Origin of the sequence: Desulfosediminicola flagellatus (assembly GCF_005116655.2) — a bacterium.
GTDB classification, from domain to species: Bacteria; Desulfobacterota; Desulfobulbia; order Desulfobulbales; family Desulfocapsaceae; genus Desulfopila; species Desulfopila flagellata.
The window spans coordinates 177,720-194,559 of the sequence record NZ_CP050698.1; the positions used below are offsets into that span (position 1 = coordinate 177,720).

The 16,840-nt window shown below is 45.7% G+C and carries 12 protein-coding genes and 1 tRNA gene; 9 read left to right on the plus strand and 4 right to left on the minus strand.

Translation table 11 applies throughout. The features are described from left to right. Nucleotides 1-4 precede the first annotated feature (4 nt). Together rfbD and rfbA are read right to left on the minus strand one after the other, a co-directional pair. Nucleotides 5-889 carry a dTDP-4-dehydrorhamnose reductase gene (gene rfbD, locus FCL46_RS00755; RefSeq protein WP_136807941.1) on the minus strand — a complete coding sequence of 295 codons (885 nt, stop codon included), beginning with the start codon at nt 887-889 and terminating at the stop codon, nt 5-7. 7 nt (nt 890-896) lie between these two features. After that, nucleotides 897-1,775, minus strand: coding sequence for a glucose-1-phosphate thymidylyltransferase RfbA (rfbA, locus tag FCL46_RS00760; protein ID WP_136807940.1), 879 nt, complete (start codon nt 1,773-1,775; stop codon nt 897-899). A 115-nt stretch (nt 1,776-1,890) separates the two neighbouring features. Here rfbA and FCL46_RS00765 point away from each other — a divergent pair, with 115 nt between their 5' ends. Together FCL46_RS00765 and FCL46_RS00770 are read left to right on the plus strand one after the other, a co-directional pair. After that, nucleotides 1,891-3,252: a phosphohexomutase domain-containing protein gene (locus FCL46_RS00765; RefSeq protein WP_136807939.1), complete on the plus strand. Its 1,362-nt coding sequence runs from the start codon at nt 1,891-1,893 to the stop codon at nt 3,250-3,252. 48 nt (nt 3,253-3,300) lie between these two features. Then, nucleotides 3,301-4,713 (plus strand): mannose-1-phosphate guanylyltransferase/mannose-6-phosphate isomerase, encoded by a 1,413-nt coding sequence (locus tag FCL46_RS00770; protein WP_275942842.1) that lies wholly within the window; start codon nt 3,301-3,303, stop codon nt 4,711-4,713. A 152-nt stretch (nt 4,714-4,865) separates the two neighbouring features. On the opposite strand, the gene FCL46_RS00775 is transcribed toward FCL46_RS00770, so the two are convergent. Both FCL46_RS00775 and mtnA read right to left on the minus strand, forming a co-directional pair. After that, nucleotides 4,866-5,219: a PilZ domain-containing protein gene (locus FCL46_RS00775; RefSeq protein WP_136807937.1), complete on the minus strand. Its 354-nt coding sequence runs from the start codon at nt 5,217-5,219 to the stop codon at nt 4,866-4,868. A 400-nt stretch (nt 5,220-5,619) separates the two neighbouring features. After that, nucleotides 5,620-6,729, minus strand: a complete 1,110-nt coding sequence (gene mtnA, locus FCL46_RS00780) for an S-methyl-5-thioribose-1-phosphate isomerase (protein WP_136807936.1) — start codon at nt 6,727-6,729, stop codon at nt 5,620-5,622. A 452-nt stretch (nt 6,730-7,181) separates the two neighbouring features. Here mtnA and FCL46_RS00785 point away from each other — a divergent pair, with 452 nt between their 5' ends. The 7 genes from FCL46_RS00785 to FCL46_RS00815 all read left to right on the plus strand — a co-directional run bounded on the left by FCL46_RS00785 (nt 7,182) and on the right by FCL46_RS00815 (nt 16,307). Beyond that, nucleotides 7,182-8,402, plus strand: coding sequence for an ammonium transporter (locus FCL46_RS00785; protein ID WP_136807935.1), 1,221 nt, complete (start codon nt 7,182-7,184; stop codon nt 8,400-8,402). A gap of 178 nt (nt 8,403-8,580) precedes the next feature. Further along, nucleotides 8,581-8,919 (plus strand): P-II family nitrogen regulator, encoded by a 339-nt coding sequence (locus FCL46_RS00790; protein ID WP_136807934.1) that lies wholly within the window; start codon nt 8,581-8,583, stop codon nt 8,917-8,919. A 3-nt stretch (nt 8,920-8,922) separates the two neighbouring features. Continuing rightward, nucleotides 8,923-11,511 (plus strand): [protein-PII] uridylyltransferase, encoded by a 2,589-nt coding sequence (glnD, locus tag FCL46_RS00795; protein ID WP_136807933.1) that lies wholly within the window; start codon nt 8,923-8,925, stop codon nt 11,509-11,511. 187 nt (nt 11,512-11,698) lie between these two features. Further along, nucleotides 11,699-13,027 carry a type I glutamate--ammonia ligase gene (glnA, locus tag FCL46_RS00800; RefSeq protein ID WP_136807932.1) on the plus strand — a complete coding sequence of 443 codons (1,329 nt, stop codon included), beginning with the start codon at nt 11,699-11,701 and terminating at the stop codon, nt 13,025-13,027. Nucleotides 13,028-13,172: 145 nt separating this feature from the next. Further along, nucleotides 13,173-13,646: a DciA family protein gene (locus FCL46_RS00805; protein WP_136807931.1), complete on the plus strand. Its 474-nt coding sequence runs from the start codon at nt 13,173-13,175 to the stop codon at nt 13,644-13,646. Nucleotides 13,647-13,795: 149 nt separating this feature from the next. Next, nucleotides 13,796-16,126: a cysteine--tRNA ligase gene (gene cysS / locus FCL46_RS00810; RefSeq protein ID WP_136807930.1), complete on the plus strand. Its 2,331-nt coding sequence runs from the start codon at nt 13,796-13,798 to the stop codon at nt 16,124-16,126. Nucleotides 16,127-16,230: 104 nt separating this feature from the next. Further along, a tRNA-Arg gene (locus tag FCL46_RS00815) sits at nt 16,231-16,307 on the plus strand. Nucleotides 16,308-16,840: the final 533 nt, after the last annotated feature.

Here is a 16,840-nt window from a genome sequence, read left to right on the forward strand (position 1 = left end):
CAGGTTATTGCTGACTCTTTGCCTCGTCTAGAAGTTGTTCTCTGTATTTATCCACAAAAGTATCAAGATGTTCCTGCCAGCTGGCAAAGCTTGAAATGCCTGCTTCATCCAATCTGCTATTAGAAAGAATTGAATTTGCCGGGCGGTGCGCTGGTGTTGGGTAGTCTGCAGTCGTGCACGGTTTCAGGTTGTGCTTAACGCCCATTATGTCAAGAAAGTAGCAGGCAGCTTCATACCACGTTGAATATCCATCAGAGGTAGTATGTACAATTCCCTGTATATCAGGCGAGAGCAGTTTCTGAATCTGTAAAGCAAGCGTGTATGACCATGTGAGGGACCCGTACTGGTCATTTACAACCTTGATTTCGCGATCTCCATCCGCCAGTGTGAGCCGGAGCATGGTTTTTAAAAAGTTGCCACCGTAAGGTGAATAGAGCCAGGCTGTGCGAAGAATGAGATGGTTTTCTGCATGGGCTATAACAGCTTTTTCTCCTGCAAGCTTTGATCGGCCATATTCAGATAACGGATTTGTCTTGTCCTGTTCTTTATAGGCAGCAGGAGGCGCCAGTTTACCATCAAAAACATAATCGGTAGAAATGTGTATCAGGCGGGATTTGTGTCTATTGGCTGCCTTTGCGAGAAACTCAGGGCCGGTTGCATTTACTCTCCAGGCAAGTTCCTGTTCAGATTCACATGCATCAACGGCAGTATAGGCAGCACAATTGATAATTACATCAGGGTTAGTCTCGGTGATATAGTTGTCTACACTCTTCTGGTCACCAATATCCACTGTGGGGATGTCACAACCGACAACTGAATTGTCCTGAGAGAGGATGTCGCAGCAATCTCGTCCTAGCTGGCCTTTTGAGCCGATAATAACAATTTTCATAACATATCTAATTAAGTTGCAGCTCAGCAACAAGCTCAGCAATATATTGACCGTATTGGTTTTTCATCATATCCTTTGCCAACTCAATGAGTTGATCCTGACTGATATACCCAAGTTGGTAGGCAATTTCTTCAATGCAGGCAATTTTTAAACCCTGGCGTTCCTGTACGGCCTGGACATAGCTTGAGGCCTGCATGAGGGATTCATGAGTTCCTGTGTCAAGCCAGCAGAAACCGCGTCCCAGTGGTTTAACCGAAAGCTTTTTGCGTCTCAGGTACTCATTGTTGATATCTGTAATTTCAAGCTCTCCACGAGCGGATGGCTCTATGCTCTCTGCAATGGAAATGACATCGTTGTCGTAAAAGTAGAGGCCGGGTACGGCATATTTCGATTTAGGTTTTTCAGGCTTTTCTTCGATGCCGATTACCTGATTATCTCCATTAAACTCAACAACACCATATCTTTTAGGATCTTTAACGAGGTAGCCAAAAATAAGCCCGCCTTCTTTAAGTTCGGCAGCAGAATGTAAAATACTTGAAAAGCCGGGTCCGAAGAAGATATTGTCACCAAGTATAAGGCATACCTGATCGTCGCCGATAAACTCTTTACCTATAATAAAGGCTTGAGCAAGTCCTTCAGGTCGTGGTTGTTCTGCATAGCTGATACTCAGCCCGAGATGTGAACCGTCATCGAATAGTTCTTTAAAGCCTGGCAGGTCGTGTGGTGTCGAAATAATGAGAATATCCCGGATCCCGGCAAGCATTAAAACTGAGAGAGGGTAATACACCATTGGCTTGTCATACACCGGGATCAGTTGCTTGCTAACAACCCTGGTGAGTGGATACAGTCTGGTGCCGGATCCACCGGCAAGAATAATACCTTTCATAACGTTTCTTTTTATATAGATATGGGTTGCTGCTTGATGTCAGGAGGGATATCTTTTACTATCGCAGAATAGTCAAGGAACTATAACGATCTTAAATAGAAAATGAAACGGAAAAATGGCAAATCAACGACCCGCCTGTTTCAAGGCATATGATATTCGAGGCAAAGTACCTGAAGGTCTGAATCCTGAACTGGCACGCCAGATAGGGAAGGCATACAGTGCGGTTTTCGGGGTAACGAAGGTGGCTGTGGCATATGATATACGGCTCAGTAGTCTTGGGTTGGCAACTGCATTGATCTCAGGTCTTGTTGAGAGCGGTGTGGATGTGGTTAATCTTGGCCTCTGCGGCACCGAAGAAATTTATCATGCAGCCTTCAGCATGGAAAACGATGGAGTTGATGGCGGGATAATTGTTACTGCCAGCCATAACCCTGCAAACTACAACGGCATGAAGTTTGTTGTAAAAGGCGCAAAGCCTGTTTCCGGGGATTCTGGTTTAAATAGTATGGCTGAGATGATTGGTTCGGGTGATTTTGCTGAATCTCAGTCAAAGCCTGGCGCTATTGAGGTGTATGAGGATAAATCCACATACATCGACCACCTTCTGGGTTATATCGATCCGACCATCCTCAAGCCATTAAAGATCGTGGTTAATAGTGGCAATGGTTGTGCAGGTGCCATAGTTGATCTGCTCGAAAAGCACCTGCCTTTTGAGTTTATCCGAATGAATCATGAACCTGACGGAACATTTCCGAAAGGTGTGCCAAACCCTTTGCTACCTGAAAAAAGAGAAGAAACTGCAGAGATGGTCAGGCGCCATAATGCCGATCTTGGTCTGGCATGGGATGGAGATTTCGATAGATGTTTTTTCTGGGATGAAAATGGTGTATTCCTGGAAGGTTACTATATTGTAGGTCTGCTGGCATTGGAGATGCTGCAAAAAGAACCTGGTGCGAAAATACTGTATGATCCGCGTCTTACCTGGAACACTGAGGAACTCGTCAGCCAGGCAGGCGGTAAGCCGATCATTACCAAAACCGGTCACGCATTTATTAAAGAACGTATGCGCCTTGAAGATGCGGTGTATGGTGGTGAGATGTCGGCACATCACTATTTTCGTGAGTTTGGCTATTGTGATTCAGGTATGATCCCGTGGTTGCTTGTTTGTTCGTTACTGAGTCGTGGTGACAAATCGCTCTCGCAACTTGTTGAAGAGCGTATGAAAGCATTTCCGGTATCCGGCGAGATAAACAGCACGGTGGCTGATCCTGATGATGTTATACGTCGCATTGAGGCAGCATATAGTGATGGTGAAAAAACATATATTGATGGATTGTCAGTTGAATATCCGACATATAGGTTTAATGTTCGCAAGTCGAACACCGAACCGTTATTGCGGCTCAATGTTGAGAGTCGTGGTGATGTTGCGCTGATGGAACAAAAAACAGCAGAATTGCTCAAACTGATACAGCAATAAGCGTATGTGGTATTTTACACGTATGTTTACAATACATGAGGTGAAATAGTGCTCAAAATACAACCCGTAATTCTTGCCGGAGGCACCGGTTCACGGCTCTGGCCACTTTCGCGTGAACTTTACCCGAAGCAATTGCTTCAACTCACCGATGATACCTCATTGCTGCAGACTACTGTTCTTCGTGTCTGTGCTTTACCTAATGTGCTGCCGCCAGTCATTGTGGTTGGTGAAAATCATCGTTTCATTACCCAGACTCAGGTTGAAGAGTTGGATGTTGCAGATGGCTATAGAATACTCCTGGAATCAAAAGGGCGAAATACCGCGCCTGCAATTTGTGGTGCGGTAGAGTATTGCAGCTCCAATTCAGATGAGAATGCGGTAATACTTGTGCTTCCGGCAGACCATATTATTCAGGATGCGGATGCGTTTGAGGCTGCTGTTGCTCAGGCTGTTACCCTTTCTGAAAAAGGGGCGATTGTCACTTTCGGTATCGAGCCGAAACATCCAGAAACGGGTTATGGGTATATCGAACGTGGTGAAGGGTATGCTGTTGCATCTTTTAAAGAAAAGCCAAACTTAGCGGTAGCTCAGGAGTATCTCGATAGTGGTCGATATTTCTGGAATAGCGGGATGTTTGCTTTTTCTACAGAAGCATTTCTGGAAGAGATGCGTGCGCATGCACCGGAGATTGTTGATTGTATGGCGCAGGCTGTAGAGAAGGGCACAGAAGACGGGCGCTTTTTCCGCTTTGATGCAGAATTTATGGCTAAGTGTCCGAGTGACTCTATAGATTATGCACTGATGGAAAAGACGCAGAAGGCATCAGTCGTCGCAGCTGACCTTGGCTGGAGTGATATCGGCTCCTGGCAGGCGTTGTGGCAGGTGCTTGCAAAAGACGATCAGGGGAATGTCTGTCAGGGCGATGTCCTTTTAGAAGATACCAAAAACTGTCTGGTACGATCTGAAAACATGCTGGTCGCAGCGGTTGGACTGGAAGATACTCTCATTGTGGAAACGGCTGATGCTGTTCTTGTGGCACCTCTTTCAAGGTCTCAGGAGGTGAAGAAAATTGTCACCCACCTGAAAACAAAGAAACGAAAAGAGTTCAGTTATCACCGGACTGTCTATCGTCCCTGGGGGAATTACACTGTTCTTGAAGAGCAGGATCGATACCAGATGAAGCGGATTGCTGTAAGCCCGGGTGCTAAGCTTTCACTGCAGATGCATCATCATCGTTATGAACACTGGGTGGTGGTAAAAGGTACCGCGAGAATAACAAACGGGGAGACTGTAAAGCTTCTCCACGAAAATGAATCAACGTATATCCCCGCCGGAACTGTGCATCGGCTCGAAAACCCTGGTGTTATTGAGCTTGAGCTCATCGAGGTACAGATCGGCCCCTATCTTGGTGAGGATGACATTGTCCGTTTTGAGGATGTATACGGTCGAGAAGAAGAGTAATGCGTGAGGGGTGGTTGTTATCATGATGCTTTTGTGAAACAAATGGTGTGGAAGTTAATCTGTTCCACGCCATTTGTTGGGTGACAATTTCAGCTCTCACGTTTTGCTTGACACTACAAATTCTGCTCAAGTACTATTCTTCGCCTAACGCCTCACTTCTTCTCCACCTTCCTCTCATTGAACACATCAATATACAGAGCCAATATCCGTTTGGCTTCGCCATACAGGTCTGTAAAACACACACCTGAGATATATGTTCCTTCGTCAACCTTGTGGCAATGTGCTACGGTGACGCCCAGGTCAATTAGATCATCACCCAGCCCAACAGTAAGACGTAATGTGGATTCAGGTTTAATATAGTGAGTTGTTTCGAGCTTTAAACCGCTGGTGCTTACATCCAGGGTTCGCCCCATCGAATAGACCCCTTCATTGCCGTCATCGTCAATCACGACATAATCAAGCAGATGTATCGCATCATGTCGTATGAACTGCCTTTTCTCGACCATAATTATATCCTGTTTCAATAAGGCTGATCCGACTTACAGGCAGAATTGCCGTTGTTAAGGGTGTAAGACGGGTTCTGAATTATGGCTGTTGCCGGAGTTTCGGGGATTGTCCTGTATATTGAAGCACAGGTGTGTGTTTATCCAGCATTGTGGATTACAGCCAGGCTTATGAACTCGACTGGCTCCTGATCTAAATAGTTTCCATCCTAAAACGACCCTTCTGCTCAATATCAGCGTTGCGGCCCCAATTTTTATCCTCAGAATATTAGTTAAATGCTTGCGGTAAAAATCTGAGCCGTGCCTCGATCTTGAACAGAATGCTGAGTTTTAGGATGGAAACTAAAGAGATATGCGCCAGTCTCATTTAACCATTTAATGTCTAGTTTAGAAATGCTTACATCTATCTGTTTGCTAGGTCCGGGAACAAGTCGGCAATCGCTGCTCTATTGGCTCGGGTAATGCCGCGCTCTGTGATAAGGCCGGTTACGAGATGGGCTGGAGTAATGTCAAAGCTGTAGTTTTCAGCTTTGGTTCCCGGCGCTGCAAGAGCGACTGTCTGGATGGTTCCCGATGAATCTATACCACTCACTTGGGTAATTTCTTTCCCTGATCGTATTTCTATCGGAATTTCATGGCCATTGTCAAGGTTCCAGTCAAATGTGGATGATGGTAACGCAACATAAAATGGAACATTGTTGTCTTTTGCGGCCAACGCTTTCAGGTAGGTTCCAATTTTGTTGGCGACATCGCCGGAGCGAGTTGTCCTGTCTGTGCCGACAATTACCAGATCCACCATCCCGTTTTGCATAAGGTGTCCGCCTGCATTATCGGTGATAAGGGTGTTGTCGATTCCTTCCTGCTGTAGTTCCCAGGCGGTAAGTTTTGCACCCTGATTCCATGGACGGGTCTCATCCACCCATACATGTATAGAGATTCCTGCATCACGTGCTGCATAAATCGGTGCTGTGGCACTGCCATGATCAACAAAAGCAAGCCAGCCTGCGTTACAATGCGTGAGGATGTTGACCGGAGCGCCACCTTTTCGTTCGCTTAGTTCTTCAATAATCGCTTTGCCGTGTTTTCCGATTCTACGGCAGAAATCAGCATCTTCGTCTGCTATTGTGCATGCTGCCTCAAACGCAGTGTTCCGTTTTTCTTCAACTGTCTCGATTGTTGAGATGGCTTCCAGCACTCTGTCGACAGCCCATTTTAGATTGCTTGCAGTAGGGCGACTGCTAATGAGCTTTGCGGCTGCAGCATTAACGAAGCCCATAAAGTTGTCGTCTGGTGCAGTGTGTGTGGCGATATACATTCCAAATCCAGCTGTAGCGCCTATAAGGCCAGCTCCGCGAACGTGCATGTCTTTTATCGCAGCGTACACCTGGTCTACTGACGAGAGTTCTTCAATAACGAATTGGTGTGGCAGTTGGCGTTGGTCAATAATGTTGATGATTCCGGAATTGTCCGGGCCTGGCCAGATTGTTCGATAATGCTTGCCGTCTATGTTCATGATTTTTAAACCGGAAAGTTGTGTTGATAGGTTCACTACAATGAGAAAATATAACAATACAGCGGGTAATTGAAAAAGTAAATGCGGATAGCATAGACCATGTTATGCACGACTGTGGCGGTGCAAAAACGCATGAGGTGCTGAAAACATATGACGACAGAAGGTGAACGGTATTGTGAGGTAAAACAAAAAAATAACAAAAACGTAATTGAGCGGAGTCCGGTTTTGCCAGCTATTGCCCAGTAATATCAGCAATTATCTACATCGAAACGCATGCCTAGGAGCCTGGAGAATTGATTTACGATTAAAAAACATTATTGATAAAAGATTCAATTCTGTTACTTTGGCTATATGTTATTTGAATATTTTTACATAAATGTAAAAATAAAAGTGCTGATTTCGTATTTGGAAGGTGCGACTATTGGCTGAATGTGTTTGCTGGAGGAGAGAAAATGAATAGTGCGGATACAGCGTTTATTCTGGCGGCGGCCGGACTGGTGATGCTCATGACACCGGGTCTGGCTTTGTTTTATGGTGGCATGGTTCGGGGTAAGAATGTTCTGGGCACAATCATGCAAAGTCTGTTTCTGATTGCTCTGATTTCATTTGAGTGGGTGTATATAGGGTATTCGATGTCTTTTGGGCCGGATGTGGGTGGAATTATCGGCAACCTTTCCTGGTTTGCTTTGAATGGTGTGACTACAGCGCCGAGTCCGGATTATGCGACGACTATTCCGCAGACAGTTTTTATGATTTACCAGTGTATGTTTGCTATTATCACTCCTGCGCTTATCACGGGTGCTTTTGCTGAGCGTGTACGTTTTGTTCCGTTTCTTATTTTCTCAGTGCTTTGGTCGATTCTTGTGTATAACCCGGTCTGCCATTGGATCTGGGGCAAGGGTGGCTGGCTCGGTAACATCGGAGTGCTTGATTTTGCAGGTGGTCTGGTTGTTCACGTTACCTGTGGCGCTGCGGCACTGGCCGGTGTGCTGGTTATTGGTAATAGAAAAGGGTATGGCAGAACGAGTTTTATGCCGCATAATCTGCCAATGACCATGCTGGGAACCGGTTTGCTGTGGTTTGGCTGGTTTGGATTTAATGGTGGGTCTGCGCTTGCGGCTGATGAGGTTGCTGCAACAGCTTTTGTGGCGACGCATCTGGCCGGCATGGCAGGAATGTTTATGTGGGTTGTGATGGAGTGGTTTACGCAAGGGAAGGCAACAACTCTTGGTGCTGCCTCGGGTGCGATTTCTGGTCTTGCTACAATTACGCCGACCGCAGGGTTTGTTGGTCCCAATGCAGCGATACTTATCGGCTTGATGGGCGGTATGTTGTGTTTTATGGCTGTCAGTTACAAGGCAAAGCTTAAGCTCGATGACTCACTTGATGTCGTTGGTATTCATGGCGTGGGTGGGTTGCTTGGAACCTTGTGTCTTGGTGTTTTTGCCTCTACAGCTGTTAATCCCGGTGGTGTTGACGGGTTGTTGTACGGAGGTGTATCTCAGTTTTTCAAGCAGCTTTTAGGCGTTGTGGTCGTGGGTGGCTACGCTTTTGTTATCAGTTGGGTATTGTTTAAGGGTATTAACTCCACTATAGGTATGCGTATGGGTGAAGAGGCAGAGGTTGAAGGTATGGATTCAACAGAGCATTCAGAAACTGCGTATAATAATTAATCAATTCTGTCGGGTTACGTGGCGTCAACCGGTTGTTATCCGATTGAATGTAGGATAGTATGTCACTTGGTGTTGTTGGTGTTCGGCTGATGTCGAGTGTGATTATCCTCCGTCGCGAAGATGGGAAATGATGTGTTTGCCCTGATCGCAGGATCGGGGCAAAATATAGAGGTGTGTCATGAAAAAAATTGAAGCAATAATAAAACCGTTCAAGCTCGATGATGTCAAAGACGCCTTGAACGAAATAGGCTTAAAAGGTATGACCATTTCCGAGGTTAAAGGGTATGGGCGGCAGAAAGGTCATACTGAAATATATCGCGGAGCGGAATATGTTGTTGATTTCATCCCGAAAGTGAAAATTGAAATAGTTGTCCCGGCTGATCAGGTTGATCTTGTCGTTGATAAGATAAGGGATGCGGCGAATACGAACAAGATTGGTGATGGAAAAATATTTGTTACTCCGGTTGAACGTGTTGTTCGGGTTCGTACTGGTGAAGAGGGCGAAGGCGCGGTGTAAGAAATGAGTGTGCAGCTTCGTGCGGACAGGGAGGCTCTGGAAAAACTCTGGGAGCAGGGTTTGACGGGGCAGGAGCTTTTGAGGCATCATAGTAAGCTTGTTGATGAGTTTATTGTTGAGTGTTTTGAAAGCGCTGAGTTGGAAGGGGTCAGGGGGCAGGTCGCTCTTCTGGCCCTTGGTGGTTATGGCAGAAAAGAACTGTTTCCGTTCTCCGATATTGATCTGATGATACTGTTTCATCCAGATATTGAAGATCGGGTAGGGGAGGTTGTGGATGCCATTCTTTATCCTCTGTGGGACACTGGTCTTGAGGTTGGTCATGGTGTTCGCACTATTTCGCAATCAATGGATCATGCTGAGGAAGATTATTTTTTTCAGGTATCCATGCTTGATGCCCGGCTGATTTATGGTTCTCAGTCTCTCTTTGATGATCTGGTCGGAAAATATCGTGAAAAGTATATAAGCGGGCATCGTGAGGGTTTTGTCGAAGAGATGAAGCGGCATCGTGATCGTCGGCGTGAGCGGTACGGCAGTCACAGTTTTCTGCTTGAGCCTCATATAAAGGAAGGTAAGGGCGGCATGCGTGACATTCAGTCTATGTACTGGGTTGCACGTGTTGTGTTCGGACTTCGTGGCTTGCATGATTTCTCAGCGGCGGGCCTGATGCTCGAGGAGGAGCAGAGCGAATTTCTCGAGTCCTGGGATGCCTTGGTTCAACTGCGTAACAGGCTTCATTATTTCAGCCGCAGAAAAAATGACCAGCTCTATTTTGAACTTCAGGAAGAAGTGGCGGAGGCTCTTGGCTATGTTGTTGTTGATGGTGTGCTCGGGGTTGAGCAGTTCATGCGTGACACGTATGCGCATATGGAGAATGTTGCGATAACGGTTGACCTCTTTTTTGACCATGTGGATGAGGTTCTGGGGCTGGTGCGTAGATCGGGTCCGGTCATTCAGGACCGTGAAGTCGAGAAGGGTATCGAGATTCGCAGGGGGCGGGTTCATCTGACTGCATTACCCCGACAGATTGCCGCCAAGCCGCAACTCATGATGCGGGCGTTCCTGGCGTTTGCCAGAAGTGGTGTTCCGTTGCATCATCGCACCCGCAAACTTATCTCGTCTTCTCTTGAGATGGTAAATGATAAGATGCGCACCTCGCCAAGAATGTCCAAGGCGCTTGTAAATATCCTTGAGAGTGCAAAAGATGTGTTTGGTGTGCTCGAGGTGATGCTCGAAACAGGGTTGCTGTCAGCATATGTTCCTGAGTTTTGTAAAATCGAGACGCTCGCTCAGCACGATATATATCATATATATACTGTTGATCGTCATTCCCTTCAGGCTGTAGCTGAATTGCGGACGGTGATTGATGAAGAGCCGCAGGTCTACGCATTGGTCAAGATGCCGCAGATGCTATTTCTGGCCGCACTGTTGCACGATATAGGTAAAGGGTCTGGTCGCGATCATTCGGAAGAGGGTGCCGAAGTGGCTGCGAGAGTTGCGAGGCGGATGAGTTTTTCTGATGAAGAGGTTGAGAATCTGGCATTTTTAATAAAATATCATCTCTTTGTTCCTGAAAATGCACTGCGGCGTGATCTTAATGATGTGGCGTTTATCAAGCGATGTGCCGGAGAGATTGGTGATGTGAGCAGGCTGGCAATGCTCTATCTGTTGAGTGTGGCTGATTCAAGAGCTACAGGGCCTTCGGCCTGGAGTGATTGGAAGGCGGCGCTTATGCAGGAGATGTTTTTTAAGGTCAGGTCATCTCTTGAAACGATGGAAGTGGTCCCCGGCGATAATACAATCCTCGGCGAACATGTAGAGCAGAATGTTGGTTGGCTGCGTGAGCAGGTGAGTGAGTTGCTGGCAGATGAGAAGGATGTGCGGATTGATCTTGCAAGTCTTCCAAATGATTATATTCTTACTTTTTCTCCTGAGACCGTAAAGCAACATATCTGTGTGCATAGGGATAACTACAGGTTGTTACGCCAAAAGTCTCTGGTTGTTGCTGAGGATCGTGATGACTACTGGTCGCTTCTTGTTATGTCACTCGATCGTCCCGGTTTGCTTGCTAAAATTTGCGGTGTACTGTCACTCCATAATCTGACTGTTGTCCGGGCTCGAATTTTTACCTGGGATGATGGTACAGTTGTCGATATTCTCGAAGTCAGACCTACTGATGGGCTGCGATTCGTGGAAAAAGAGTGGAAGGCGGTAAATGATGATTTGGATAAGGCGATCAGTCACAGGCTCGGACTTGGGCATCGACTTTATCAGAAACTGACATCCACATATGGCAGGCGTACTGATTTGGTAAGTAAAGTTGAGCCGCGGGTTGTTATTGATAACAGCAGTTCTGATGAATTCTCGGTAATTGAGGTGTATTCGGGGGATTTGCCCGGGCTCCTGTATCATATTACCCAGACCCTTGCAGACTTTGGCATGAACATTCATAAGGCAATAATTGCTACGGAGGTTGAGCAGCTTATTGATATTTTTTATGTTCTGGACTCATCCGGTAAAAAGATAGTCGATCAGGACTTTCAGAAGGAGATAACTCAGGGCTTGCTTTACTCCCTTGGACGGTCGGAAAAATAGAATAATATGAACCCTCAGGCTAGTCTGAGGGTTTTTTTTGTGTATAAAAAATAACAATTGTGTAAGAAAAAAGCATTTTGCTCTTGCATAGTTTATCAGAAATGTTATTTTGTCACCATTCGATTGCAGTACAAAAAGATGATCAGTAGTGACGAAATTAACTCTAGTAGACAAGGAGACTCCTGCAATGACCAGGGAAGAAATTTTACAGATTATTGAAGACCAGAATATCCAGTATTTTCGCCTGCAGTTTGTTGATATTCTTGGTTTTATGAAGAACGTAGCTATTCCTAAAAGCCAGATTGGTAAGGCTCTTGATGGTAACATGATGTTTGATGGTTCTTCCATTGACGGATTTGTTCGAATCAATGAATCAGATATGTATCTGAAGCCTGATTACAACACATTCACAGTTCTTCCTTGGAGAAACAAGGATGGTGTTGCTGCTGCCCGTATTATCTGTGACGTATACAAATCTGATGGTACCCCGTTTTCCGGTTGTCCACGTGTGAATCTCAAGCGCGTACTTGCTGAAGCAAAGAAGCTTGGTTACACCATGAACGTTGGAACCGAGGCTGAGTTTTTCCTTTTCGAACGTGATGAAGACGGTCTGCCTACAACCATCACCAACGATACTGCCGGTTACTTCTCTCTTGATCCTGAAGATATGGCTAACGACTGTCGTCGTGAGATCATTGAGACTCTTGAGTCTATGGGTTTTGAGATTGAAGCATCTCACCATGAGGTTGCAGAAGGTCAGCACGAGATTAACTTCAAATATGCTGATGCACTTGAAGCTGCTGACAATACCGTAACTTTCAAATGGGTTGTTAAGTCTGTTGCCGCTAAATACGGTCTGCACGCTACCTTTATGCCGAAGCCTATTTTCGGTATCAACGGTTCCGGAATGCACACCAACCAGTCTTTGTTCAATCTTGACGGTACCAATGCATTCTTTGACGAGACTGATGGACTTCAGCTCTCCAAGACCGCTTATTCATACATCGCCGGTCTCTTGAAGAATGCTCGTGGTTTTGCCGCTGTAACCAATCCACTTGTTAACTCTTACAAGCGTCTTGTTCCTGGTTATGAGGCTCCGGTTTATGCTGCTTGGTCTGCATCTAACCGCTCTGCGCTTATTCGTATTCCTGCATCCCGCGGTATCTCAACCCGTACTGAGCTCCGTTGTCCGGATCCAGCATGTAACCCATATCTTGCACTGGCAATGATGATTGTTTCAGGTCTCGATGGTGTTAAGAATGACTTGACTCCTCCTGCTGAAGTGAAGAAAGACATCTTCGAGATGAGCGCTGCAGAAATGGAAGCAGAAGGTATCAGCGTAATGCCTGGTAGTCTCAAAGAAGCTATCGAAGAGTTGAAAGTTAATCCTGTAGGTGAGGAAGCTCTTGGACCACATATCTTCCAGAAGTATATTGAAGCAAAAGAGACCGAGTGGGATAGCTATCGTACTGCCGTAACTGACTGGGAACTCGAAGAGTACCTGACCATTTACTAACTCTCAACAGCTTTACCTTCTAGCCTGTTGTCAGATCCCGTATGCCTTGCCAGAGGTATACGGGATTTTTTTGTTTGTGGTGCAGGGCTTGATCATTACTGTATGAGAAGGTATTAAGGGGGATATTCATATCGGGAGAGATGTTATGCGTGGAAACAGGAAAAATGATAAAAAACGTTCAATGGCCACAATCATGCCGGGAGTGTTGCGTGATCGCGGCTGGGAAGCCAAGGTTGAATTGCACTCTATTTTTCCTAAGTGGAAACAGGTTGTTGACGAAACAACTGCAGAGCATACCGAGCCGCTTAAAATCGTCAAAGGTACGTTGTGGGTTGAGGTGGAAAACTCCGCCTGGTTGCAGCAGTTTCAATTTCAGAAAGTGTTGTTGATAAAAGCTATAAACTCACACTTGAAAAACGTCGAGATAAAAGATATTCGTTTTGTTCTTCCTCAGGATGAAAAAAGGGAAGAACCGGAAGAGCAAAAAGTTCAGTTTGTAGCGCCGCCTCCTGATCTGGTGAAAAAATTTGAAGAACAGGCGGCATTTATAGAAGATGATGAAGCGCGTGAATCGCTTATCAGATTCTGGTATCTGGCAAAGGCGTGTGTCCGTAAATGATCTCTGCAATCCCCCCTGCCCAAAAAATGTCTTGACCCTGCCGTGACACGCTGTATTTTCCATGAAGCACAATGAATAATTGGAAAAACAGCACATTAATAAACATATACTCACAATCGTCCGTATTGTGATCAGTCTTCGGTTTACCAATGTTATATGACAATATTCTAGAGGTAATTGGCAATACCCCCCTTGTTCGTATTAATCGGCTACTTGACCAGTCGGGCGTAGAAATTTACGGCAAGGTGGAGTCCAGGAATCCGGGTGGTTCGGTTAAAGAGCGAATTTCGCTCTCGATGATCGAAGCAGGCGAAGCTAGCGGTGAGCTGACAAAAGACAAAATAGTTCTTGAGGCTACCAGCGGAAACACAGGGATCGGTCTGGCAATGGTGTGCGCTGCTAAGGGTTACAGGTGTGTCCTTGTAATGCCTGAGTCTGCATCCATAGAACGTCGAAAGATTATGCAGGCATATGGTGCCGAGATTTTACTGACACCTGCCAAGAGGAGCACCGATGGCGCGATAGAAAAAAGTTATGCCATGGCACGGGAGTTTCCTGACCGTTACTTTTTGACTGATCAGTTTAATAATGAAGCGAACTGGGGAGCACATTATACGAACAGTGCACCGGAAATATGGGCGCAAACCGAAGGCAGGGTTACACATGTTGTAGCGACGCTCGGTACTTCCGGCACGGTCATGGGTCTGTGTAAATGGTTTAAGGAACATCAGCCGCATGTCAAGGTTCTGGCGGTTGAGCCTCATCGTGGACATAAGATCCAGGGTCTGAAGAATATGAAGGAGTCATATCGGCCTGGGATTTTTAATAAAAACGAGCCGGATGTTATTCTTCCCATAGAAGATGAAGATGCGTTTACCATGGTTCGCAAACTTGCGCGCCACGAAGGGATTCTTGTCGGTATGTCGAGTGGTGCCGCAATGTCGGCCGCGATCGATTATGCCAAAAATATCGACAGTGGTTTGGTGGTGGTTATCCTCCCTGATGGTGGTGAACGTTATTTGTCGACACCACTTTTTACTCCGCCTAAAAAGGTTGAAGAGAAAGAGTCTCAACTTCGTTTTTTTAATACACTTAGCAAGAAAAAAGAGGTTTTTACTTCGTTAAAGGAAGGCAAGGTCACTCTCTATAGTTGTGGGCCGACTGCTTACGAACCTGCAAATTTATTGCTTTGCCGCCGTTTCGTATTCTCAGATCTTGTTACCCGATATCTTGAGGTTAAAGGGTATGAGGTTGATGCCTATATGAACTTCACGGATATTGATGATAATACCATCGCCGGCGCAGAGATTGCCGGGCTGCCGCTCAAAGAATTTACTCAGGAATATATCGACGGTTTTATGGCCGATATTGAGGCGTTAGGGGCGAAGCGGGCTAAGGGGTATCCTAAGGCGAGTGATCATATTGATGATATGATTGAAATCGCTCACGAATTACTTCACAAGGGATATGCTTACGAAAAGAACGGCTCTATCTATTTTGATATTTCGAAATTCAGTAATTACGGGAAGCTCTCGGGAATTGATCTGAGCAAAATTCAGCTGGGCAAAACTGTTGATCTTGACGATTATGAAAAAGATAATCCTCGTGATTTTACTCTCTTGAAACGTTCTACTCTTGCAGAACTTAAGAAAGGCATTTTCTTTGAGACGGACTGGGGCAACGTGCGTCCAAGTTGGCATGTTGAGTGTTCTGCCATGGCAATTCATAACCTGGGCGAAACCCTGGATATTCATACTGCCAGTCGAAACCTTATGTTCCCGCACCATGAAAATGAGATTGCGATTTCTGAGGCACTTACGGGTAAGTCGCTTGCCAAATATTGGCTGCATTCTGAAATGGTGCTGGTTGATGGTAAGAAGATGTCGCTTGAAAATGGCAATGTGGTCACTTTGCGCGATGCGATTGAACGTGGTTTTACCCCGCGTGAAGTGCGACTCATGTTACTCACCATCCATTATCGGAAGCCAATCGACTTCACCTATAAACGATTGGAAAGTGTCCGCACTGCGCTTCGCAGGATAGATGAGTTTACCTGCAAGTTGCTGTGTCTACCTCCGGGGAAACCGCATCCTGAGGTTGCTTCGTATGTTTCAGCTATGGAAGAGCAGTTTCATGAGGCATTAGATGATGATCTGAACGTATCCAAGGCAATGGCGACAATCTACAACTTCATCAAGCGAACCAATCCCATCCTGCTTGTGAATAATCTTGATCGCGATCAGAAAGAATATATTCTTGAAAGCCTCAGAAAACTCGACGAAGTATTGCAGATTTTCAGGCTCAAAGGCTGCCCTCTTGCTCCGGATGTAAATGCCCTGATTCAGCGTCGCGAAAAGGCTCGGTTGCAAAAAGACTGGCAGGCTGCAGATGATGCACGGGAAGAATTAGCTAAGAAAGGCATCTCTGTAATTGATACGGATAGTGGTCCAGTCTGGAAAAGAATTCGCGGAATGGAATAATACGCAAAACACATAAAGAACCTGTTGCTTTTTGCTTCGGTTTGATTATAGTATCCGCCGTGCTTGTACTATCATAAAAAGTCGGCACCCATTTCTAACCCCAAGCGCTCTTAGCTCAGCTGGATAGAGCAACGGCCTTCTAAGCCGTAGGTCGCAGGTTCGAATCCTGCAGGGCGTACCATATAAATAAAGGGCTTCAGCGATTTTGCTGAGGCCCTTTATTCGTTTCTCTGGTCATCTTCCGGTACTTTGGGTTTTAAGTCTTGTCGTAATAGGGGATTCGGTAATTCATGATGGAAGGGGTGGGGCAAGCCCACTACGTCCACCAAGCCAACATTGAAAATTGATTTGATAGTGGCTTCATGGAAGGTGTGAGATCAAATCCGAAACATTCTAAATTATACGCCATAAAAGTCCTGCTCATACAAAAGGTTTGCATAACTCAAGCCCAAATGCAACAACACCTGGCACTTTCATTTTAGCTAATGGAGTTTCCGGTTGCCCATAGTGAGTTACAGTTATTCTTTGACTTACATTATACATTGCGCTTCTTGGTAAATAAATTTCCTTTGATAACCCCGTCTGCTTCTCTTCTTCTGCACTTCTCTGTCTAACCTTTACCTTCTGTTCTGCGTCACACCAAATTTTTCTGCTAGTTGCTTTTTCTTGTGCATTCTTGATGTTTTCATCTTTTGATCCCTAATCTGTGACCCC

Bases quoted from the DNA above. Each gene is read 5' to 3' on its own strand.
- rfbD (WP_136807941.1), bottom strand. From the start codon at position 889: ATGAAAATTGTTATTATCGGCTCAAAAGGCCAGCTAGGACGAGATTGC.
- rfbA (WP_136807940.1), bottom strand. From the start codon at position 1,775: ATGAAAGGTATTATTCTTGCCGGTGGATCCGGCACCAGACTGTATCCA.
- FCL46_RS00765 (WP_136807939.1), top strand. From the start codon at position 1,891: ATGGCAAATCAACGACCCGCCTGTTTCAAGGCATATGATATTCGAGGC.
- FCL46_RS00775 (WP_136807937.1), bottom strand. From the start codon at position 5,219: ATGGTCGAGAAAAGGCAGTTCATACGACATGATGCGATACATCTGCTT.
- mtnA (WP_136807936.1), bottom strand. From the start codon at position 6,729: ATGAACATAGACGGCAAGCATTATCGAACAATCTGGCCAGGCCCGGAC.
- FCL46_RS00785 (WP_136807935.1), top strand. From the start codon at position 7,182: ATGAATAGTGCGGATACAGCGTTTATTCTGGCGGCGGCCGGACTGGTG.
- FCL46_RS00790 (WP_136807934.1), top strand. From the start codon at position 8,581: ATGAAAAAAATTGAAGCAATAATAAAACCGTTCAAGCTCGATGATGTC.
- glnD (WP_136807933.1), top strand. From the start codon at position 8,923: ATGAGTGTGCAGCTTCGTGCGGACAGGGAGGCTCTGGAAAAACTCTGG.
- glnA (WP_136807932.1), top strand. From the start codon at position 11,699: ATGACCAGGGAAGAAATTTTACAGATTATTGAAGACCAGAATATCCAG.
- FCL46_RS00805 (WP_136807931.1), top strand. From the start codon at position 13,173: ATGCGTGGAAACAGGAAAAATGATAAAAAACGTTCAATGGCCACAATC.
- cysS (WP_136807930.1), top strand. From the start codon at position 13,796: ATGTTATATGACAATATTCTAGAGGTAATTGGCAATACCCCCCTTGTT.